Origin of the sequence: Paraprevotella xylaniphila YIT 11841 (assembly GCF_900683745.1) — a bacterium.
Lineage (GTDB): Bacteria > Bacteroidota > Bacteroidia > Bacteroidales > Bacteroidaceae > Paraprevotella > Paraprevotella xylaniphila.
On the sequence record NZ_LR215980.1, the window covers coordinates 3,021,284 to 3,044,573 of the forward strand.

Consider the following 23,290-nt stretch of genomic DNA (forward strand, 5'->3'; position numbering starts at 1 on the left):
TTTGTTCTTTAGAAAGTAAGATTGAGGTTGAAGCCGAAAGTTCTTGTAGTAGGCAGCGAGCCTGTTTCTATACCGGATACCATGGAACTGCCATCCAAGGCTACGGATTCCGGGTCGAAGAGAGGATAGTCAGTGAAACACCACAGATTGCGTCCGTATACGGCTATCGAGGCTTTTGAGAATGGAGATTTTTCCAAGACTTTCTTAGGGAGTTCGTATTCCAATCGGATTTCTCTGATTTTCAAGAAAGAGGCATCGAACGAGTTGGTTTCTACATTGGCTCTCCGATAATACTCCTTATAAAAACTTTCGATAGTTACCACTTTCGTGTTGGGCGAGAACGTTCCGTCGTCATTCCGTACCACGCCCGGTGCTATCATGTACATTCCGCTTTGGGGCGTGTAGCCGGCGGCTGCAATGCGCGGGTCGTTGGCATCCATATAATACTCCGTGCCCGGAAGGCGTCCGTTCAGGGATTGTGTGAGTTTGCCTTGTTCCATCATTTTGTGGAATGACATGCTGTAGATTGTACCGCCTACTTGTCCGTCAAGCAGGATTCCTAATTTAAAGCCTTTATAAGAGAACTCATTATACCATCCGGCTTTCCAGTCGGCATAGGCTGTACCTACATATTCGATTTCGTCGGCTTGTTCGGGTAAGCCGTTGTCTCCGATAATCACGTTGCCCTCGGGGTCGCGTACCAGTTTGTAGCCCCATAAATCTCCTGTGGTACCTCCTACGCGTCCGATGATGGATGCGGTTCCCACAGTGCTGATGACCTGGTTTTCGTCTGCTCCTTCAGCCAGTGAAAGTATTTTATTGTCATTCTTCGACCATGTGAGCGTCGTGTTCCATCGGAAGTCGCGTGTCAGGACCGGCGTGGCCGTGATTTCCAATTCATATCCCCTGTTACGGACGCAGCCGGAATTGATTGTGCCGCGGCTGTATCCTGTGGTCGGGTCGAGAGGAGCATCCAAAATTTGGTTTTTAGTGCGATTATAGTAAAACGAGAAGTCTACACCTATTCGATTGTCGAACATACGGAAGTCGAAGCCGGCCTCGTAGTTCGTCGAGATTTCAGGTTTAAAGTCTTGATTGTATAAAGTGGAAGCCACTTCGGCCGCCCCCGGAAAATTGCTGTTGTCGTAGTAAGCGGAGGTCTTATAAGGGTCGGTGTCGTTACCTACTTGGGCAAAAGAAGCCCTGAGCTTAAAGAAACTGACGGGGTCGGGCAGGGCAAATAATTCATTCATGACGGCACTGGCGCTGACCGAAGGATAGAAGAAAGAACGGTGGTTACGGGGAAGGGTAGACGACCAGTCGTTGCGTCCTGTCACATCGAGGAACAGTTTGGACTGCCAGGATAGGTTGGCGGTGAAATAAAGGCTGTTCAAAGCTTTCCGTCGGATGGTATTCACGACGTTCGGGTTAGAGATTCCGTTAGACAGCTTGTACACACCGGGGGTAATAAGTCCGTTGACGGAAGCCGACAGTAAGTCATAACGTTGTTGCATCATGTTGCCTCCTACGGAAGCATTGAGGTGGAATCCTCCGTCGTATGAATCATGATAGGTCAACAAGGCGTCGCTATTCAATTCGTAGTCGAAAACGTTTTCTTTTTTAAAGAACCCGTTGCGGAATACCACGTCGCTGATGGGGCGATGCTGTTCGCGTTGGTCGGCCGAGAGTTGTATGCCGGAACGTATCATGAAGTCGAACTTGCTGCTTAGCTTCAGGTTGGCCGATACGGTAGAGACGACGTTATGCTTTTCCGAAGGGTTCTCTGCTTCATACAGCGTGACAAAGGGATTACCGATGTAGCTGCTGTAAGGCTGCAACTGTTCAAGTCCTTCCTGCCCTTTTTTCCACATGGGGCGCAACCAGTCCAGGTTCACGTTCGGATTCTGGAAGATGAGGAAGTAGGCAATGGAATTACTGTTGTATCCCAATGCGGGAGTGTTGTTGATTTTACGATAAGTATAGCTCGTTTTGAAGTTGACACGTAAAGCACGTGAGATTTGTTGGGCTGCCGATACCATGGCCGATACGCGTTGAAAGCCGGTATTGGGCAATATCCATTCGTTTTTGGTATGTGTGATAGAGGCTCTCAGGTTGCCCCGGTCTGATTTTCCGGTCAACGCTACGGAGTTGGTCAGTGTATAACCTGTTTGAAACAGGTCTTTCCGGTTGTCTTTGTAAGCCACCCAAGGAGTCGCAGCATCGGCACGGCCTTGGTTCTCCGGAGAGTATTGATAGAACATCTGTCCTTCGAAACGCGGACCGAATGCGCTGCTGGTTCCACCGGTACTGGGAGTCCCGTCCGGACCGGCACCGTATGAATAGTAATGTTGTCCGGCGTATGCCGTACCTTCCGCACCGATGTTTTTGGCTTGTCCTTGTCCGAATTCATATTGATAGTCGGGCCAGCGCATGACGTTATCCATACTGACGTGGGCACTATAAGAAACGCCAAGCCCTTTCTTGGCACCGGCTCCCGATTTGGTCGTTACCATGATTACACCGTTTGCTGCGCGCGAACCGTACAAGGCTGTGGCACTGGCTCCTTTCAATACCTGGATACTTTCGATGTCTTCCGGATTCAAGTCTGAGAAACCATTGCCGTAGTCAACCGAGAGTTCGGCTGCATCGCCGGCTCCGTAGGCCATTCCCGGGTTGGTCATCGGGCTGCTCAGGGGAACACCGTCTACGACTACCAAAGCATTATTGCCATTCGCATTCAGTGAAACATCTCCTCGGACGGATATCCGGCTAGTACTTAGAGGTCCTCCGGAAGAGATGATGCTCAATCCGGCCACTTTTCCTGTCAGAGCCGACGACCAGTTAGCCGGCATTGTACCGGTGATTTGGCTGCCTTCCACTTTCGTTGTGGCGTATCCCAAGCCTTTCTCGTCGCGCTTGATGCCCAATGCGGTTACCACTACCTCATTGATTTCTTCCGCGTCTTCCTCCAAATGAACTTGGAGGGCTTTATTGGAATATTCGATTTCTTGTGTCTTGAAACCTACATATTTCACCTCCAGGCGGTCCTTGGCTGTCAGCGTCCGTTTGCTTTCGAACGAAAACTTCCCGTCCAAGTCCGTGATGGCTCCTTCTTGGCTGTTCTTTACCTTGATAGTGGCGCCCATTAACGGTTCACCCTTTGTGTCCGTCACTTGACCTCTCACCAAGCTTTGAGCCTGTATGGCATGGGTCGTCAGGCTGCTGATAGCCAGGATTGCCATACTCTTGCTCAAATTCGTTAAAACTTTAGTTTCCATTTTTTTCTATTTGCTATATGTATTTGAGTCGTTTTCTAAATACACTGCAAAGGAACTAAAGTCTTTTTAAGACACTGTAACGTTCGTTTTAAATGTTGGTTGCAATGCTATGTCATTCCTGTTAATGCAAATAAAATCAGGTATATATGACATTTGAAAAAGAAAAAAGAGAAGTACGGGGAACTCCTTCCTCTACTTCTCTTTCTATTATAGGTTGTGTGTTTTGTCTTCCTTATTCCTTGTAGCCCGCTATTTCAGCTATCTTTTTAGGGATTTCCGTGTTGTCGATACGTCCGGTGAATTCTTCGGCACCGGCTCCTATGGCAAACACCGGAACATAGCCGTTGGAATGTCCTCCGCTTTGCCATCCTACCATAGCTTTCCGAGCCATGAGTTGCCGTGCTGTAGAGGCAATGATGTTTTCGCTTTCATACAAAGTCTTCGTGTCTTTGGCCACTCCTTCACAGAAATTCTCGTATGCTTTTTTGAGTTGCTCCGTTTCCCGTTCATCCAATGGTATTTGAGACCAAAATCCGAAGTTATCCTGTAACTGCTTGCGTACGAAATCCCACGTGAACTTTTTGCCCTCTTTCTGGTGTTGTGCGGCTATCATTTTACTGAAGGCTCCCGCACTTTGTTTTTGGTATTTCAGCAGGTCGGTACGCAGTTCGTACTTACCTGTTCCTAAAACAATCCCTCCGGTCTCGTGGTCGGCTGTGATGATAATCAGCGTTTCGTCAGGATGCTGTTCATAGAACTCGTATGCCACTTTGATGGCATTGTCCATGTCTATAACCTCTTTAAAAGCTGTTGCCGCATCGTTGCTGTGGCAAGCCCAGTCGATTTTTCCGCCTTCCACCATCAAGAAGAAACCGTCCGTATCCTTTTGGCTGAGGAAATGGATGGCTGCCCGAGTAATATCCTGTAAGGTAAGGTCATTCTTTTGACGGTCTATGGCGTAGGGGATACTGGTACGGTCTGCCTTGTTGGCCGTTTCGGTTTGCAACAGGAGCATTTTATCGGCTTTTTTTGCCTTTTTACGGTAGTCGGCATATCCGCGTGCGATGGTATAACCGGCCTCCCGGCATTGTGTGTACAAGTCCTTATTTCCGCTCAGTTCATTGTTTTCCGGTTGCAGGAAATCGGAACCGGCATAGAAATCGAACCCGGCTGCTATGAGGTCTTTGCCGATTTGATGATACATGTTCCGGTCTTTTACGTGGGCATAGAAAGATGCGGGAGTGGCATGATCCACGGATACGCTTGTAGTGACGCCCACGGCCTTCCCCTCTGATTTGGCCAAAGCGGCTATGCTATTGATGCGGGTGGTCAAGTCGGACTTGATGCCCAATGCTCCGTTTTTCGTTTTGTTTCCGGTAGCAAGGGCCGTTCCTCCGGCGGCAGAATCGGTTACCCCGTTCGTACCGGAATACGTCGTGACAAGCCCCACGTATGGAAATTGTGCAAAGCAGAGCGGTGATGTTCCGATACGCCCTTCCACGGCAGCCATATAGGTTTCCGTTCCGTTTACTTGGTTGACTCCCATTCCGTCACCGATAAAATAAAATACATACTTGGCTTTGCCCTCAGCCATTACGGCCAGTGCCATACAAAGGACGGCATAAAGTGATAGTAGTCTTCTTCTCATGATGATATCAATGCTAATAGTTGATGAGCCAAAGTTACGGAAAAATCGGTCTGATGTTCAACAAAATCTAATATTTTCCGCTGCGGAACAGAGAAAAATATGGTGATGTGTCAAAAGTGCAACGAAATATAATTGCGTTAGGTTATATACGGCAATTGGATGAATAGAAAGCAAAGCATTAAACTTTTTTATCCTAAGTTTATTGTTTATTTTGAGGTTATGGGATATTTTTGCAACCAATTATTTAAATAATAAGCGTATGAAAGGAAGATTACTTTTTTTTAGCATGGCCATATTGTGTGGCGTTGTGACTGTAAATGCACAGTTGATTCGGAAGAAAGGAAAAGCTGCGCAAATGAAAGTGGGAACAGAGAATATCCTGAAGGCTCGTCCGGTTTTGGCTGTGGAAAGAGTGCAGCCTGCGTCGGCAGAGGAATATACTGTGTATAACGGAGAGGTTTCTGAGGAGCCGTATTATTGGTATGAGTATGACGCAAAGGGGCAGATTGTTTCTTCCTCTTCTGTATATACCATGAGTGGAGAGGTTGACTCTTTTTATGTTCAGAAATCCTCTTATGACTATTCTAAGGGATATCCGGTGTTATTGGACCAGTATCATTACCGGGAATCGGCCATAACGCATGAGAAAACCCCGTTTGAATATCGTCAACGTACTACGATGGAAGGAGGGGTACGTACGAAATTGGAGAACGAAAATTATGACATCATCGAGTTGGACCAGGCGGGGCGTGTGACACGGGCTGTGGAGGATGTCCGTGAATTCCGTATGGAGGACATCTATACCTGGAACGGTGAGGTTCCTTCTTCATGGAGGAATTTGTATGAAGAATATGGAGGTGGCGGAGAAGTCCTTTATAAGACAGAGATGAACGTGACCGATATAAAAGAGGTTTATGCTGCGGTTCCGTTTAATGCTTATGCTATTGATTTGACAGAAAATTTCGGGAGTGGTACGTGGATTTGTAATGCTACCGGAACCGTTACTGAGGACGGAGAGACATTTGACTTGGTGTTGACCGGAAGTGTGAGCGAGGACAAGAAAACGCTGACACAGACCATGAAAGCGGGAGACATATTGGATGATGTGGTTACGCTGACCTATACGGATGACAACGGTAGCTATGTGTTGGAAGACCGGGATAACTCTTACGGCGACCTTTTTATTATGAAAGAGACACATGTATTCAATGAAATGGGAGATGAGGTTGAAAATTCAAGGGAAGAAATCGGAAACGAAGGCGTAGAGTATTCTTCGAAAGAAAAGATGGAGTGGGAGTATGATGAGCAAGGCCGTCCGCTTAGTATGAAACGTTATATTGCGGACAGGGAAGGAAGCTTTAATTTGAATTCCATTCTGAAGTTTACGAAGTGGCATGATGCTTCTTCTGTTTCTTCGGCTGTGGCAGACGGAGAGGTTCTGGGGGCTACGCTTTATGCTTTGGATGGTGTGAAAGTTTGCGATTTGTCTGCGGAAGAAATTGCAGATGTAAAGGGGTACGTACAGAAGAGTGGCATTTATATCTTGGTGAAGAAAACGACTCGCGGTACAGTTACGGAAAAATTGATTATCAATCGTTAAGGAGTAATATTTGCCTCTTTTGAGAATATTCCTCGTGTGTCGTTTCGAGAGGGAGCGGCGCACGAGGGCTTTTTGTAAGTAAGAATATAGTTTTTTAGCGTTTTAAGGTTATAAAGATTGTAGACATGGTAAAACAATGTACGATTTTGTTCGGCTGTCTGGCTTTGGGCGACTTCGTGGTGTGGGCCACGGGGGTAAAATTGCCGGGCAGCATTATCGGTATGCTTCTCCTGACCGCCTTCTTGCAGATGGGATGGGTAAAGCTGCGTTGGGTCAAGGGTATCTCAGATTTCTTAGTAAGCAACATGGGGTTCTTTTTCGTTCCGCCGGGAGTGGCCCTGATGCTTTATTTCGATGTGATTGCCGCTGAGTTCTGGCCGATTTTTACGGCCACGGTGGTCAGTACGGTATTGGTTCTAGTCGTCACGGGGCACGTGCATCAATGGGTAAGAAGACATGGAGTATTTAGAAAGTGATTTTTTCCTTATCGCGCTGACGTTCGGCGTGTATTTTCTGGCCAAACGTTTGCAGGCGCGTACAGGCTGGGTGGTGCTGAATCCCATATTGTTGGCCATATTGGCCTTGATAGGCTTCCTGAAAGTTACGGGTATTTCGTACGAGACGTATGCCGGGAGTGCTTCCATCATCGACTTCTGGCTCAAACCGGCCATTGTGGCTTTGGGTGTGCCTTTGTATCTGCAACTCAAGAGCATCCGGCGGCAACTGATGCCGGTGTTGGTTTCCCAGTTGGTCGGCTGTTTTGTCGGCATTGTTTCGGTGGTATTGACCGCCAAATGGATGGGAGCCTCCGATGATGTGATTATTTCCCTTGCGCCCAAGTCGGTCACGACTCCTATTGCGATGGCCGTGACGGAATCGTTAAACGGTATTCCTTCCCTGACGGCTGCCATTGTCGTGTTGGTCGGACTGTTCGGAGCGGTATGCGGGTTTAAGATTCTTCAGGTAGGGAGGGTGAAAAGCCCTATCGCCCAAAGCCTGAGCATGGGCACGGCTTCGCACGCCGTCGGGACATCGCGTGCCATGGAATACGGGCGTATTTATGGGGCGTATGCCAGCTTAGGATTGATTCTGAACGGGTTGTTGACGGCTCTTTTTACGCCTTTGATGTTGCATTTATTAGGTATTGTTTAAGAGGAGATAAAGTGAGCCGGTTCGATTCACATGGTTCGAACCGGCTCATCACAAAACATTGTATTAACTTAAACAAGAAGTTACTTGACTATCACTTTCACTGACTTCTTGGTGCCGTCGCTCATCAAATCCTGACGAATATAGATACCGCGTTGTTTCGGCTCATCTACACGTACGCCGTTGATGGTATACCATGCTGTGCTTACTACGTTTGCCTTGCCGTCGGTAACAGCATCTTCTATGGCAGAAGTGAAGTCTCCCGGTTTGTTAGCATCTCCGTCACCGTAATAATAGAGGCGGAAATTGTCAAAGATAGCCCAGTCGTTAGGAATTACTTCTTTTTTGCTGACTCCGATGGTGACAGGTTGCCCGTTCTCCGATACGTAGAATGAGAAGTTACCTTCGTACAATCCTTCGTCGAATGCAGCTTTCGTCCCGTTCACATTGTTCACCACAAAGTGGTAAAGTTTGTCTGATTCAGGGAAGAGGCTGTCAGCCAATGCGAAATCACCGCCATCATACTTGTATTCGTTTACGTGGTCGAAAATGGAAGCCAGTTCTTTGCTCCATTTACCATCACCGGCCTCTACATAGACTTTCGCATTCCGGGCATCCGTGCTGTCGCGGTGTGCAACGGCGGCTTCCACTGCTCCTCCGGCTCTGTAAAAGCCGTTATAAACCAAACGGTAGTATCCCTTGGGTAAGGCATACAGTACTTGGTGGATGTCTGCATCGCCCTTGCCCACGTAGAACTCATAGTTCTGTGCACCGGTCGCGTTGGCGTTGTTGCCTTCCGTGGTCACCCATCCCTTGATGGAGGAGAGTTCCTTGGAGGGGTCGTTCGGGTCGGGAACGGAGAAACTCGGGCTTTGTATCATTGCGGTGACATCGGCTGGCGCGTTGATGCTAGCTCCGGTGAAGTCGATGTCCGTGCTTACCATCGTGGCGTAAGCCTTGTCGATTTTCACGGTGGCATCTTCAATCCATTTTATGGATTCCAGGCTTTGTGCCAGTGCCGGTTCCATTTCATCCAACAATAGGTCTTGGAATTTACCGTATTCTGCTTTGGACGAGTATGGGTCGTATACGCCCGTGTCGAAGTTGTTGATATGCTCTGTTACCAATGTCTCGAACGCGGAAGCTGCTGACATAGCATCATGTCCGCCCTTGATGGCAGCGTTCAAAGCTTCGTTTTGTGCTTTGTAGGTTTCGAGGGTCAAGCCTTCAGCTATGGCATTGTTGGCAGCTTCGATGGCTGCGCCCAGTGTTTGTTTGGCTTCTTCTGTGGTCAGGGCTTCTTCGTTGTTAAGCAAATCAGTGGCTTCTGCAATCAGGGCGTTGATGGTAGAAACGGCACCGCTCATGTCATCAGCTCCGGCGTATTTGATTTGGAAGTTGTCAAACAAAGCCCAATATCCGGCTAATCCGGCCTGTGGAATGGTTATTCCCACACGGAGTTTCCCGTCATCTTCCACATAACATTTGAAAGAGAGCTTATAAGCATCGGGGTTGGCTTCCATGATGGCTGCAGCACTGGCCATGCCATTGGGAGTCCACTTTCCTTCAAGTTCCGCTCCACCGGCTGTCAACTGCTCGCAATTGTTCACGGTATTGGTGTCTTGTACGCATTCAAACGGGTGGCATAGCTTGGCTTTTGTGTTGTTGCCGAAAGCATAAGCCAAAATGTCATTCGTGGTATCGCCTTCCAGGCCCCATGCGGATGCGCAGGTGCCATTCCATGTCGGGCGGTAGAACCCTTGCAAAGTGACTTCATACGTGCCATTGGGCAAGCCCTCCAACTCCTGGTATACGTCACAAACCGTTTGATAAACTTCACCCATGTTATAGCCATAGTTGAACTTGTTGTCACCAGACACGAAGTCGTATTTCCACCCGTCCTTGCTGCCCGTAAAACCGGGATTATTCATTATCCCAGTCACATTGTCGGTATCCCCATTTAGTAAGGCCTTCTTTATTCCCGACATCCAAATCCGGTCGGCGCGCGGTTGTATGCTGTCTACTTCGGCGGGATTGAATGTCCTGCCATCCCGTGCCGTTTCCAAATCTATGAGGAATTGCTCGTAATCGGGGAGGTCTAAATCTACATATACTCCGTTGTCCCATGCATTTGACAAATCCAAAATTTTTTGGTTCAAGGTCTTGTAGGCGTTCACATCAGCAGTCAGCGTGTCCATGCCGGTTTGTACCGTAGTGAGTAACATGCCCAAGGTCTTGTCATCGACTTCCGGGTTGGAGGCCGCATCTTTAGCGGCTTGGAGCATCTTGGTGAACTTTTCCTCTCCGGCTATTGAGTATTTTTCTTGGTTGGTGTCATATTTTGCTTTTAGTTCTTCGGCTTTGGTGATGACCTTGTTCAGTTCTTCTGCCATGCCGCCTTCGACCAGACCCAGATATTCGAGCTTGAAATTGTCCACGCCCACCCAGTTGCAGTTTGTGTTGACGGTCTTGAAGCCTACTTTAATTGAGCCTTCCAGAGCGAAGAATTCCAAGATTACATTGCGCGGAGAAGGAATGCCTTCAGCAGGGGCTTCAGTACCTCTGATTCCACCGAATTCGATGGTGTGTGCTTCGGCACGGTATTCCGTCCCGTTGTTCTCGGCAAAGACGTAGACCCCATGGGGCACGGTATTTTGCCAGTCGCCTTGCCAGTATCCGATGGTGTTGGCCGTGAGGCGGTATTTTCCCACAGGCATGTTTTCCAAAGTTTGGGAGATATCCATCGGATTGCCCGAAAGGTTGCCGTTGTTGGCAGAAGTCACCCATTTTTCGGAGAAGTGATCCATTTTGTATTTGTTGTCGGCAGTCTCGTAGCTCGTTCCGCTTTGATGTCCGATGCTTCCCACTACATTCCAACCGTTGTTCCCGTCAGCAAACGAATTATTAGCGATGGCGTTAGTGAATTCTACGGGTTTGTCCGGTGTGGCTTCCGAACTCTTCCAGTTTACGATGTCTTGCTTTAAGGCTTTGGCTGCTTCTTCGACTTCTTCAGCCGTGGCGTTAGCCTTATTATAAATCTCGGCATACTTTGCATAATCGCTGAATCCGGCCTCGTCAGCGGCATTCAGTTGAGTTTGCAATTCTTTCTTGGCTTTATAGACCGTATATACCTCGGAATCCACGAACTTCCAATCCAAGCTGGCAGTTTCATGTCCGGAAGTGGATGTGTCGATGGACGGGGACACTTCAAGCTTTCCTTCGTCTATTCCCATGTAGGCATTGGCGTACAAGCCGTCGTTTGCTTCCGTGCCATAAAGCTTGTCTTCATCTATCATCTTTATGCGGTAGACCTTGTTGGCCTTGTCCTGTGCCACAATCTTCCATAAGATATGTCCCTGTTTGTTGTGGTCTACCCAAATGCTGGCGGCTGCATCGTTGAACAACTCATGGAAACCTCCGTTGGAGGGAGCTTTCATCATACTTAAGCGCCAACCGTAGGCTTCCGAGTATTCAGGGTCACTCTCCGCACGGCGGCTCAATTCATAGTCTTGCCCGTAACTTAGGGTTACTTCTTGTCCATCGTCTGCTACTACAAGACGTGTGCCGTGTGGTTGTCCGGCGGCCATGAACTTTTGTGTGGCTACGTGGTAGATGTAGAACACCCCGCCTCCGGTACCATCGGTAGCTAAGTTCGGTTCTGTGAATTGTAGTACGGGATCATCCCATGCGGCCCACAAGGGAAGTGTTGACGAAGTCGCACCGCAAAGTGCCATTAAGGCAAGTAATCTGTTTTTCATTTTGGACAGAAATTAAGTTAATAATATCAATATTCTCTATTTCCTTCCGGAAACGGTGTCAAATATACGATAATCCCGTTTACCCCCCCCCCCGTTTTTGCAAACTTTTGTATTTTTTTGCATTGAGCGTATTCCACGAATAGTTCCCGCTCCATAAACGGAACCGTCCCGGAAAACAAGGGAACTGTTTTCCGGGACGGTTTAGGGTGTGGTCGTGCGCATCCACGTTAAGGATGCCGTACCGTAAATTTCCTGCTGTCGTTCGCCTGTCCGCACCGGGCTTTCAGGATATACATGCCGTCAGGAAGTCCGCTGACATCGAATGAAGTCGTGGCTCCGTTCGTGCCTCTTTGGGTAAGTTGCATGTTGCCTTGCAGGTCGTAAATGTGGAAGTCCACTCTTTCCGGACCGTTGTCCAACAAGTAACGCACGTCGAGGCGGCGGTCGGCAGGCAACGGACCTACGTCGAACGCGCCTGGCTCGTCTTTCGGCGTGCCGCAGATACGGGTGGTGCCGTCTGCGAGCTTCTTGATGTCTTCAGCACTTAAAGCATAATCGTATATACGGAAGTCGTCGATACTGCCGTTGAACAACGGGTCGGCTGCAGACTGGCTGCGCCCGATGTAGTTCAGCAACGGGTGGAAGTCGGAAGGGCGCAAGGTCATGTCTTTTGAAGAAGCCATAAGTGCTCCGTTCAAATAGAGGCAAACTTCATCTTTTCCTATCGTGACGGCCAGATGTATCCATTCCTTGCGGTATGGCGTGATTCGTTCGCCGTCTAATTGCTGTTCGTCTCCACCGTTTTTGACGGCAAACCGTATCCGGCCGTCATCCGAACGCACGGTGAGGAACATATATTCGTCTTCCCCGTTTCCGAAGTCAAACACGCGCTGCCAACTGTTGCCGCCTTGCCAGTACACCCACGTTGAAATGGTGGTTTCCTCATGGTCGGCCACGTTGGTCGGCAGTTGCACGTACTGGCCAGAACCGTCCAGAGCCAAAGCGTATTGGCCGGATTTTCCTTCGGTGTACACACCATCTTCCGGCATGACCCCGTGGCGGATGTTAAGGGTCGTGTCGTGGAGGTTTTCTTCAAATTCATAGCGTGCGAAGAGGGCATCCGTCGGGGCTACGCTTGCGCTTACGGTCAAGGATGCCGGGGAAGTATTCATCGAAGCATCCACAGTCTTGACGGTGTAATAATATGTCTTTCCCTCTTCGGCTTTGTTGTCCACAAAAGCCGTGTCCTCCACGTAGCGTGCGATGATTTCATAACCCTCCTCCGGATTTTCCGAACGCAGCACGGTGTAGGTCGGGGCTGTGGCGTCTGCCTTTTCCCATGTCAGGAGTACGGAGGATGCGCGGATTTCGGCTTTCAGGCCGGTGGGAGCATCGATGTCGCGGATGCGCGGACGGATGCCGGTCGGGATGAAGCGCCAGAGTTGCGCTGCGCTTTCTTCGTCTGGTTCGGCCTGTACGATTTTGTTGCCTGATGTCTTGAGGCACAGCGAACTGTTGCGGTTGCGGATGCGGAACCATCCGTCGCCTGCATATTCCAAGTACCATTGTTGGTTAGTGCCCTTGTTGTTTTGGTAAAGTATGATTTCCGTGCCGTCGTCCATCGACCAGTTCAGTACGTCGAGCGTCTGGTTTGAAGTGCCCGAAAGAATCTGGTGGTAGCTGAACGCACCTCCGATGCGAGCGTCTACCGGATTTACATGCCATTGCAACGACTTTTTGCCTGTGGAATAAGTGGATGAGGTGAGGGAGCCGTTGTCGTTGTCCAACAGTTTTAGGTTGCTTTTGTTGATTAATGCGTAGGTGCCGTCCACTACGGGTTGCACGTCATCGCCCCACGTGATGTTCACCACGGTTTCGGCATTGGTCTGCCCGTCTTGGTAACTTCCCGGTGCTCCGCCCGGAAGCTCCATGACGTATTCCCGTTGCGGCCCGTGTCCGTCGAAGAACACGTCGCGCTCTTTAGAAAGGAAGCGGTAGGAGGTGGTGACGGCTTGCCGTTCGGATGTCCCGCCGAACGCCTGTACCTTGCCGTCCGGTGCACGGTAGACCGACGCTGCCGTCCAGTTGGGACGATGCTCCGCGTAGGCCAACCGTTCACCATGGCTCGCCTTGCAGAACTCGCCACGTGTGTATTCTGCCCATCCCCACCATATTCCGGTTTGCATGCCGTATTCCAAGCCTACCATGGCTTCCATGACGTTGTGCATCTCGTCACCGGTGGCATGTTTGCCGTCTTCTCTCACCGTGGTGAAGAATTGGGCGAAGTTGTCGAAACTTCCGGCCAGTTGGTGCGTGTTTCCCTCATCCAGTTGGTCTTTCAAGTAATTGTACCACGGCAAGGCCTGGTCGGAGTTCAGCGTGTTTCCGCCACACATGCGGATATTATTGAAACGTTCTTTTTGCTTTAATTCCGTGATGATTGCGGCAAACTCGGCTTTTCGTTTTGCCTCATTGGGTGAACCTTGGTTGTTGTACAGGTAATCCGGTTCGTTGAACGGGGCGACAGAGACGACCTCGTAACCGGCATCTTGGTAATATTGGGTGGAAAGGTCTATGATTTCTGCCCAATGGGCGGCGTTGGCTCCGTTCTCGTCCGTGTAATAAGTGCTCATGAAAGGCGCGTCACAATTAATCATGAGTTTGACATCGGGTTTGACCCATTTGAACATGTTGACGCGCATTTGCAGTGTGTCGATTGTCCCCTGTTGCATTTTTCCGTCCACGATGGGCAGGTCCGGTTGGAAGGATGTGCGTACCACGTCAAGGTTGTCCTTGCCCATGAAGGCGGCACTGCGTCGCAGGTTGTTTTCATCAAGCCATGCAATGTCTGCCCCCCATTCCACATATTTATGGGTGATGCCCTTGTCCGAAAGCCGGAAGGGTACGACGCGGTCTGCCGTGGGTTGGGGTTTCAGGTTGCTGCTTGAGCTGAAATTTTGTGCGAGGGCCGGGAATGTGCTGCACCCGGCTAACAGGATTGAAATCAGGTGTAATGTTTTGTCTTTCATTGATTGAAGTATATTGGATTGCTGTGGCAAAGAAAAAGATTTTTGCTGATTTAGGCAAGCGAATGGCCGTTTTTTTATGGGGGAATGGAAAGCATTGTAAAGGAAAGCCTCGTCCGAAAATCATTCTGCGCCAAACGGGAAATCAATCTCAGGAGATTGAAAAATCGTTTGGCGCAGAATGGAAAATCAATCTAAGCCAAACGATTTGCTTGTTTCATTATGTTGGTATACAGAGCGTTATAAGGAAGTGCTTTTCTTTTCGGTTGTCATTTTATTTCTTGATAGCCTTTTCGGTGTAGCTGTGTTCCGGCGTGTCCACCCTCACCACGTAGATGCCGGGTGCCCAAGCAGACGTGTCGATGTTCCCACCACGGTGCTGGCGATACAGGATTTGCCCGTTGCAAGCCGTGACACTGGCATAGCGGATGTCTTCGCTGCAAGAAAGATGGAGCCTGTCACAGAAGGGGTTGGGATGTATGCGTAAGTTTGGGGACGTACTTTCTTCCACACGGTCGGGGCTTCCCTTTTCCATGTCGAACTGGTAGGTGCCCGATTGCAGTTCTATCACGGCCTTTCCGTCTACTATGCCTTTGAAGTCCACGCCTTCTGCTTCTTTCAGGTCTTTTCCACTTTCAGTGATGTTGTCTGTCTTTTCCATTAGGGGCAGATAGAGTGTGGCTGTAGTGTTGGCCGGTACGGTGGCCGTATAGCTGATGCGTCCGTCCTCTTTGTATTGCCATTCACTGCTGATACGCCCGTATCCGGACAGATGAGATGCCTTGGCCTGCGTGATGCGTTTTTGTCCGGTGGGGAATGCCGTCCTGAAGTCCGGAGTGGGTTGCAGGATGATGTGTTTGAATCCGGGTTGTGTTTCGTCTGCCTCGATGCCGCCCACGTAACGGAACATCCATTCCGACACCACACCGTAGGAGTAATGGTTGAAGGAGTTCATGATCCACGGGTGCTTGTTGAACCCGCCTTCCTTGGTGTAGGAGTCCCAACGTTCCCAAATAGTCGTGGCTCCTTGGTCTACGCTGTACAGCCACGATGGGTTCTCGCGTTGCAGCAGCAGGTCGTAGGCCAAGTCATCCATGCCTTCCGCGCTGAGTGTCTGGTTTAGGATGCTCGTGCCGAGGAATCCGGTGCTCAGTTTGTAACCGTTGTCTGTGATTTTTTTGCGCAGCACTTCGCGGGCTTTCCCTATGGCGGTTTCGGGTAACAGGCCGAACTTCAAGGCCATCAGGTAAGAGGCTTGCGTGGATATGTTGGGCAGGCCGTCGGAATTGAGATACCTGTGTTGGAATTCTTCCTTGATGTTTTCGTAGAGAGTGCTGTATTTCAGTGAATCCAAATAGAAACGGTCGGCCTGTGCCTCGCTCAGCACTCCTGAAATCTTGCTCATCAGTTGGGCCACGTAGGCATAATAGCATACGCTGACGTAGCGTCCGTCCGTGGTCTCGTAAGAGAGCCAGTCGCCTGTGGCCGTACCGGCACCGTTGTACTTGAAGCCTCCTCCGCTTTGTGTGGAGAGCCAATCCATGTAGAGGCTCATGGAAGCGTAGCTTTCGCTCAGTACACTTTGGTCGTCGGTCATGAGATAGACGGTCCAAGGTACGATGACTCCGGCATCGGCCCATCCTGAGTTACCGAAGCCCCAGAAGTTGCAGAACGGTGCGATTTCCGGATATGCCCCGTCTTCGCGTTGGCTTTGGCGCAGGTCATTCAACCATTTACGGTAGAAGGCACGTGTGTCCGTATTATAGGAAGCCGCACGTGCGAACACTTGTGTGTCGCCCGTCCAACCGAGGCGTTCGTCGCGCTGCGGGCAGTCGGTGGGCACGCTCAGGAAATTGTCGCGTTGGCTCCAGATGATGTTGCTGTAAAGTTGGTTTATGTCCGGATGGCTGGTTTCAAAAGTAGCCAGTTCTTCGAGGTCGGAACCGACGAATTCTCCCGTAAGTTTGCTGATTTCCACATCCGAGGTGGTTGTTACTTCGCAGTAACGGAAGCCGAAGAAAGTGGTGGAGGGTTGGAATGTCTCGCCCTCTTCCGTTCCTTTCAGCGTGTAGTGGAGTGTGGCTTCCGCCGTGCGGAGATTGTAAGTGTAGAGGCTTCCGCCCGGTCCGTCATTGGCGCGGTCGGCTGCTCCCGTGTCGTTCAGCATTTCCCCGAACTTGAAGCGGAGCTTCGTGCCGCGTTCTCCTTTGGTCGTGAACCGTATCCATCCCGTCATGTTTTGTCCGAGGTCGAAAAGGGCGGTTTCACCGGCTTTCAGCCGGAGGGTTTCCGTGCCTTCCAATGTACGGACCACATTGATGGTGCCGTAAGTGGTGCCGGAGGCTTTCGTGCCTTCATATACGGTGATGGTCTGGGGCGTGCGGCGCAAGAAGTCGCGCACCTTGACCGTGGGGCCGCAGAAGGCTGTGATTTCTCCGTTGAATTCTGTGTTTTCAGCTGTGGCGAACCATTCGGAGGTATCATATTCCGGCATGCTCCAGTCGCTTTCGCGGCGTGCGTCATACGTCTCGCCGTTGTAGATGTCTCCTGAAATGACGGGGCCGCAGTAAGAACAGCTCCAGTCCGTTCCGGTTACGATGTTTTCTATCGTGCCGTCTTCGTATTCAAGCCTTAGTTTGGCGATGAACCCGAGCGAGGGGGAACCGTACATGCCATGTGCGATGGCTCCGCCCCACCAGCCGTTACTCACTTGTGCGCCGACTGCGTTTTCGCCTTCTTGTATAAGAGGGGTCACATCGTAGGTCATGTAGTTGATTTCTTTCCGGTAGTCGGTCCAGCCCGGTTTCAGTTCATCATACATGGTCGTACCGTCTTGTCCGACGCGCTTTCCGTTAATGAACAAATCGAATACCCCAAGAGCGGATGCGTAGATTTTAGCCGATTTCACCGTGCTTTTTGCAGTGAAAGCCTTGCGGAAAAGAGGGATGCCCTTTTCTGTACCGGTCTGCATGGCACAAGTCTCTTCGTAAGTGGAGTGTACGCACAGCATTTTGCTGCCTTTCTTCGTTATCACGGTACCGTCGCTGAATGCCATTCCGGCTCCTTCGAAATCTTCGGAGAAAGTCACGGTACCTTGCGTGCCGTCCTCTTCGTCGTAGGTGGTCACTTTGATGTTGTCATAATACGCCATCTCGTCCATGGTCAAGTCGTGATAGGTGCGGAAGCCAATCAGGCCGTTTTTTAACCGGCCGGACGTGTCGGTATAGGTGTCCACAAGTGTCCCGTCGATATAGGTCTCCACAGTCGTGCCATTCACCTTGAGGGTCAGATGGTGGAGCGAGCCGGTGAGTTCGGCCTTAGTGAAAAACTTGCCTAAATCGGCATCGTTGGAGCTGAACGCACCGTTTGTTTTCACGTGGCGGCGCAAGAACGGTGTTTCTTTGTCGCGCACATTGATGCCCCACAGGTGGAAATTGTCCGTGTCGTAGCCTGAAAAGATTATGCCTGCGTTGTCACGCTCGATGAGGAAATCCAAATCGAGTGCATATACCGTTGGAGTGTTCATGGGATTGTACCAGGAATAGGAGGCTTCGATGAACAGGCGTCCGTTCTTGATTTGTCCTGTGGTAAAAGGGTTGTTTTCGTCTGAGAAGTCTTCGTGAAGCAATATTTTTGGACTCTCTCCCTCTAAATCGGTTACGGTAAAGTTGTCGAAATAAGCACGTTCCGTATCATTGTAATTGTTTAGGGCGCGGTCCTGGCGGATGCCCACCGTGCCGTATCCGTAATCTCCACCGTCGGGATTCGTTCGGGTGTCAATCAATACGTCGTCGATGTACGAACGCGCCACGTCACCGTCCACTTCGATGCGCAGATGGTAGGACTTATGCAGTTGCACGTCGATGAACGGGCGAAGGTCTATCTCTGCCAGGCAGGTCGCGTCCGCGAGGTCGGGGCCGCGCCAGATGTGTGGGCGGAAACGGGGATAACCGGCTTCGAGGTTCACTTGCCACATATAGTAATGGCTGTGTTCGGCATTCGAGGCAAAGATGATTCCTGCGGAAAGGTTGTCGATTTCGAAATCCGCCTCTACGGAATAGTGCGTGATGGCGTTTTCGGATGTAGCCAGTGGCGTGTCGGTCGCTTTGATCCAACGTGCGCCATCCCATCCGCTGCCGAGCAGTCCGGTTTCAAAATATGCTTCTTCGGACGAAGTAGATTCACGTCCTTTGTTGTCCCATACGGTCACAGTCCAATAGTAACGGGTGGAAGGAGACAATGGGTTGCCGTCATAAGGCACGTCTATCTGGCAATCGGATTCGATTCGGCCGGAGGTCCATACCTGTTCGCTGTGGGTGGCATCGGTGAATACGGAGATTTCATAGGCAGTTTGCCGGATGCCCCGTTCATTGTCTGCGTCCATCATCCAACTGAACATAGGTTTTTCCACATCGATACCTATAGGGTTTTTCACGGCTTCCGTACGTAGTCTTTCCACTTCCATGGCATAGGTGGAGTGCATGCCCAAAAGGCCGATGGCACACCATAAAACGGTATGGCGGAACAACGAAAAAGATCGTGTGCGGTCTTGCATTCGGTTCATTGTCGGGCGTTTTGGGGTATGCTCCGGAAAGAATGTGCCGGGAGATGTCCGGCGTTGGTCTTTGTCTTGTTTCATGATATCATTATATCTAAAAATGTTTTCGGGGGCAAAGCTAATGGAATCCGGGCAAAGACAGGTGTAACAGATTGCCAAAAGGGTGGAAAATCGCGGCAAAGCGTATTTTTCAAGGGAGATACGCACTTGTCATGCCCGATTTCCCATGTCCGGCCTGTCTTGGAACTGTCTGGGCGTTTGGCCGTATTCCTCCTTGAAACACTTGGCAAAATACTTCGGGTCGTTGAAGCCTACGGCATAGGCCACTTCGGACACGGTCATGTCGGCTTGCCGTAGCAGGCGGCAAGCCGACCGGAGACGGATATTCTTTACGAAATCCATCGGGGTAAGCCCGGTCATGGCTTTGAGTTTGCGGTTCATGGTTGATTTGGACAGCTTGACTTCTGCGGCGAGGTAGTCCAGATTGAAGTCGCTGTCCGTGAAATGGCTTTCTACGGTCTTCACCATGTTTTCCAGAAAGGTCTTGTCCCGGTTCTGGTAAGGTAGGACATCGCAGTCTGTATCCGGTGCGTGAAGGAACTGTCGGCTGCGTTGGCGGTATTGCAGGAGCAGGTTGTCGATGCGGGTGGTGAGTACGCGAATGTCAAAAGGTTTGGTCAGGTAACCGTCCGCTCCGGCTTCGTAGCAGGCCGCATGGGTGTCGTCCGTGGCTTGTGCCGTGAGGATGATGACGGGAATATGGCTAGTGGACAGGTCGTTCTTCACCTCTCGGCAGAGTGTCAGTCCGTCTGTGCCAGGCATCTTCAGGTCACACACCATCAGGTCTATATTTTGGTCTTGGAGCCGAGAGAATGCCAGTCTTGCGTCGTGGGCTGTTATGATGTGGTAGCGTTGTCCGATTAAACGCCCGATGGAATCGGTGATTTCAGCGTTGTCGTCCACGATAAGTATGGTCGGACACAGCCTTGCGGACGGAGAATGTGCGAGTCCGTCGGTTGACGGTCGTGTTGTATCGGTATCCGGATGGTTCACCATCGGTGGCTGGCAGATTTCTTCTGGTTGGTAGGCAGTTTCTTCTAACGGCAGATCGATGGTAAAACGGCTGCCTTTGCCTGGTGTGCTTTGCAAGTCCAATGTGCCGTGGTGCAGGTAGACTAATTCTCGTGTCAGGGACAGCCCGATGCCATTCGATTCGGTTCCGTTGGCTTGAGGGGAGCGGTAGAATCGGGTGAATACTTTGGTTTGTTCTTGGGCGGAGATGCCGATGCCTTCATCCCATACTTCCAACCGTAAGTGCTTGCCATCGTCTTTCTTTGCAGTACGTAGCCGTATGCCGACGTTATGGCGGGATGGTGTGTACTTGACGGCATTGGAAAGAAGATTGAATACCATTTCTTCCAATTTGTCCGCATCGTAGAAACCGTAAATGTCCTCAGGGAAGATGTCCAGGTTAAAGTCAATCTCTTTTTTGCGGGCCAGTAATGTGAAGTCCGTTTGTGCAATGTGGCGTATAAAAGCCGCCACATCACCGTAGCTTGCCTGCAAGGACAGGCTTTTCTGTTCGGCTTTCCGGAAGTCGAGTACTTGACGGATGAGCTTTTTCAGGCGGAGGATATTGTCGCGCAGGCCACGGGTTATAGGGGAACCGGAGGGGCTGTTTTGTTCGATTTCATCGGTCAGGCAGGACAGGACGGTGAGCGGAGTGAGCAGTTCGTGGGAAACGTTGGTGAAGTATTCCAACTTTGTCCGGGCGATTTCTTCGCGTAACAGTTGTGCGTTCTTTTTGCGCAGGTGTTTGGCGTAAAGACGGAAACCGCATACGCACAAGACAAGAAACATGACGGCATAGGCTGTATAAGCTGTCCAGGTTTCAAACCATCGGGGGCGTTTGACAACGGTATAAATGGTGCTTGGACCTGTAGTGTGCCCGTTTTCGTCCATGCCCCAAACCTCTAATGTATAGGTTCCTTTAGGCAGGCGGTCGTAGAAAGCCGTGTGTACACCGGCTCTGAGTTGTATGGGGTTCCGGTCCAGGTCGGCAAGCCGGTATGCTATGCGGATGTTTCCGGAAGAAGAATATGTAAGGGAGGAAAAACGGAATTCGATGCGGGAGGCTTCCGGTGGCAAGGCAATCAGTCCGTTGTTCCATGAAAATCCTTCGCAAGGGTCGGTCTGCATGCTTCTGTCTTCGATACGTAAGTCCGTGAGAAATATCTTGTCCGGCTTTACTTCCGGTTGCGGTTTGTCGGTACGTATGGCGATGAATCCTCCATGGCCTCCGGCGTATAACAGTTTTTTATGTCCTGTACACGATGCGTTGTTGCGGAAGGCATATACGGGAACATGCTTGTCTTGTGTGTTGTAAGTATGCCGGGTACGCTTCTCTGGGTCATACCGGATGACGGCACTCGGCGTGACAAGCCATAAGTCTTTACCGATGGCTTCCAAATGGAGCACCGGTGACATGTCAGGCAAACCGGACAAGGTATGGTCCGACCATTTGGAAGCCTTTGGATAGAAACTGTAGAGGCAGCCCAGTTCCGTAGCCATCCAGATGTGTCCGGTGCTGTCGCAGCAAAGGTGCCGGATGCGGTCGTGCGGGGACAAGGGTAGTTTATAGCGGGTTGTGGGGCGGATTCCTGTGGGATAGGTATGCATGCAAGAGAGCCTGCCGGTAGCATCGCTTATCCATAGCCGGCCTTGTTGGTCTTCGCAAAGGGCATTGACGTTTCCGGGGAGGTTTGTGACTGCGGTGAGAGGATGGCCGTCCGGTTTGAATACGAACAGTTTCCTTTCTGTCATGACCCATAAACGGCCTGCCGGGTCTTCAAGTATTCCGGTGACATGGCCGGTTTCTGCCCCGTCGTGGGCTAAAAGCAGCGTATCGGTGAAGCGAATGTCCATACCCTGACGTTGTGCCCGGAACACGGTCGGGACAAAAGCTGAGGCGATCCATACCGTGTTGGGAAACCGGGAACGGGCGATGAGATTGACTTCCACATTCCTCTTTTGGGAATAGGGATGGAGGTTGTAGGTCCCGCTATCCGGGGCGTACAGCCCGATGCCGTTGCGTTCTTGATTGAACCATAGTACACCGCCCTCATCTTCGTACATGCAGTTGATGTTGGTATCAAATCCTAATGTTTCCTTGATGAAAGGCAAACTGTGCCCCGATAGCTCTTCCGGACAGAAAGATATATGGTAGCCTGCGTCGAATGCTCCTAACCAAAGGTCTCCTTCCCGGTCTCTCAATAGAGTGGAAAACATCCGGTTGCGGTCGAAAGGGACAGATGCGGACGAGAAATGCAATATGCCGTCTGTGGGACGGTTGAATATGTGCAAAGCATTATAGGAAAGCATCCAGAGTTGTCCGTTGTGCCCGTCTTGTTCTATATCGAAGAAAATGTCGTCTGCCACGTCTTGGTGTTCGTACATGTCCGCTCCGTTCCGTTCGGGATAAAAACGGAAAAGCCCGTCGCCCCATGTGCCTAACCAATAATGTTCGTCGCGATCTTGAAACAAGACAAAAGGTATGTTGGCGTTTCCTATGGCCGGATAGCCGGTGAGATGGTCTTTTTCAGCATCCCATCGGAACAAACCTTTGCCCCAGGTCAATATCCATAAGTGTTGGGCGTGGTCTTCATAGATGGAGGTGACGGCGGCTTTCAGGTCATATCGTCGAAGGATATGCAATTGTTCGTCGCATCGGTACAAGGCTTGTGCCGTGGCAATCCATAACTGCTGTTTTTTGTCAGTGTACACATATTTGATTTCCGTATGACAGAACGCTCCATTCAGGACGGGCATCCATTTCCATGTTTGTTTGTCGAACAGGTTCAGTCCGTTTTGTGTACCGATGAATACGCGGTGTTCCGTGTCGGTAATCAACGTAATGGAGTTGTCCGTCAGTAGGTCGGGATGTAAGGGATCAGATTTGAACACTATGGTTTCGTATCCGTCATAACGTGCTACACCATGGGTTGTGCCAATCCATATCATGCCTTCGCGGTCTTGATGAAGGGAGGTGATTTCTCTTGAGGGAAGCGAAGAGGCAAACGGAAGGGGCGTGGCCGAGTAATCCCGTGCGTGCAGGGTAAAGAACGAAAGGAACAATCCGGACCACAGGAGCGTGAGGAATATGGAATCGCGGCTTTTCATGTAGGATTAATTTGTACAAAGTTACGAAAAATCTCTGGAAAAGACGAATAAAAAGGGACAAATGTCTTCGTAATGCCTGTCAATAAGGCGTTTG

Annotated in this window: 9 protein-coding genes; 3 read left to right on the plus strand and 6 right to left on the minus strand. The window is 50.4% G+C overall.

What is annotated here, in order from left to right; translation table 11 throughout:
• Positions 1-8 precede the first annotated feature (8 nt).
• Both E0E47_RS12705 and E0E47_RS12710 read right to left on the minus strand, forming a co-directional pair.
• Complete coding sequence (locus E0E47_RS12705) at positions 9-3,278, minus strand: SusC/RagA family TonB-linked outer membrane protein (RefSeq protein ID WP_008629037.1); 3,270 nt, start codon at positions 3,276-3,278, stop codon at positions 9-11.
• Between the two features lie 232 nt (positions 3,279-3,510).
• Positions 3,511-4,887, minus strand: a complete 1,377-nt coding sequence (locus tag E0E47_RS12710; protein WP_130894380.1) for an alkaline phosphatase — start codon at positions 4,885-4,887, stop codon at positions 3,511-3,513.
• Positions 4,888-5,185: 298 nt separating this feature from the next.
• Between E0E47_RS12710 and E0E47_RS12715 the strand changes: the two genes are divergently transcribed.
• From E0E47_RS12715 to E0E47_RS12725, 3 genes are all read left to right on the plus strand, one after another.
• Positions 5,186-6,526 carry a hypothetical protein gene (locus tag E0E47_RS12715; protein WP_130893886.1) on the plus strand — a complete coding sequence of 447 codons (1,341 nt, stop codon included), beginning with the start codon at positions 5,186-5,188 and terminating at the stop codon, positions 6,524-6,526.
• Positions 6,527-6,651: 125 nt separating this feature from the next.
• Entirely contained in the window at positions 6,652-7,002 is a 351-nt protein-coding gene (locus E0E47_RS12720; RefSeq protein ID WP_008616919.1) for a CidA/LrgA family protein, read from the plus strand.
• Positions 6,983-7,678 (plus strand): LrgB family protein, encoded by a 696-nt coding sequence (locus tag E0E47_RS12725; protein ID WP_021980152.1) that lies wholly within the window; start codon positions 6,983-6,985, stop codon positions 7,676-7,678. Before E0E47_RS12720 ends, E0E47_RS12725 begins: the two co-directional genes overlap by 20 nt.
• A gap of 80 nt (positions 7,679-7,758) precedes the next feature.
• Here E0E47_RS12725 and E0E47_RS12730 read toward each other — a convergent pair whose 3' ends face one another.
• The 4 genes from E0E47_RS12730 to E0E47_RS12745 all read right to left on the minus strand — a co-directional run bounded on the left by E0E47_RS12730 (position 7,759) and on the right by E0E47_RS12745 (position 23,196).
• On the minus strand, positions 7,759-11,433 hold the full coding sequence (locus tag E0E47_RS12730; protein ID WP_172604709.1) for a hypothetical protein: 3,675 nt from the start codon (positions 11,431-11,433) through the stop codon (positions 7,759-7,761).
• 227 nt (positions 11,434-11,660) lie between these two features.
• Positions 11,661-14,462, minus strand: a complete 2,802-nt coding sequence (locus E0E47_RS12735; protein WP_130893888.1) for a LamG-like jellyroll fold domain-containing protein — start codon at positions 14,460-14,462, stop codon at positions 11,661-11,663.
• A gap of 271 nt (positions 14,463-14,733) precedes the next feature.
• Entirely contained in the window at positions 14,734-19,098 is a 4,365-nt protein-coding gene (locus E0E47_RS12740; RefSeq protein WP_232038434.1) for a family 78 glycoside hydrolase catalytic domain, read from the minus strand.
• 129 nt (positions 19,099-19,227) lie between these two features.
• On the minus strand, positions 19,228-23,196 hold the full coding sequence (locus tag E0E47_RS12745) for a hybrid sensor histidine kinase/response regulator transcription factor (RefSeq protein ID WP_130893889.1): 3,969 nt from the start codon (positions 23,194-23,196) through the stop codon (positions 19,228-19,230).
• Between the last annotated feature and the right edge of the window lie 94 nt (positions 23,197-23,290).

Excerpts from the sequence above, each read along its gene's own strand:
- E0E47_RS12705 (WP_008629037.1), bottom strand. The coding sequence starts at position 3,278 with ATGGAAACTAAAGTTTTAACGAATTTGAGCAAGAGTATGGCAATCCTG.
- E0E47_RS12710 (WP_130894380.1), bottom strand. The coding sequence starts at position 4,887 with ATGGCACTGGCCGTAATGGCTGAGGGCAAAGCCAAGTATGTATTTTAT.
- E0E47_RS12715 (WP_130893886.1), top strand. The coding sequence starts at position 5,186 with ATGAAAGGAAGATTACTTTTTTTTAGCATGGCCATATTGTGTGGCGTT.
- E0E47_RS12720 (WP_008616919.1), top strand. The coding sequence starts at position 6,652 with ATGGTAAAACAATGTACGATTTTGTTCGGCTGTCTGGCTTTGGGCGAC.
- E0E47_RS12725 (WP_021980152.1), top strand. The coding sequence starts at position 6,983 with ATGGAGTATTTAGAAAGTGATTTTTTCCTTATCGCGCTGACGTTCGGC.
- E0E47_RS12730 (WP_172604709.1), bottom strand. The coding sequence starts at position 11,433 with ATGAAAAACAGATTACTTGCCTTAATGGCACTTTGCGGTGCGACTTCG.
- E0E47_RS12735 (WP_130893888.1), bottom strand. The coding sequence starts at position 14,462 with ATGAAAGACAAAACATTACACCTGATTTCAATCCTGTTAGCCGGGTGC.
- E0E47_RS12740 (WP_232038434.1), bottom strand. The coding sequence starts at position 19,098 with ATGAAACAAGACAAAGACCAACGCCGGACATCTCCCGGCACATTCTTT.
- E0E47_RS12745 (WP_130893889.1), bottom strand. The coding sequence starts at position 23,196 with ATGAAAAGCCGCGATTCCATATTCCTCACGCTCCTGTGGTCCGGATTG.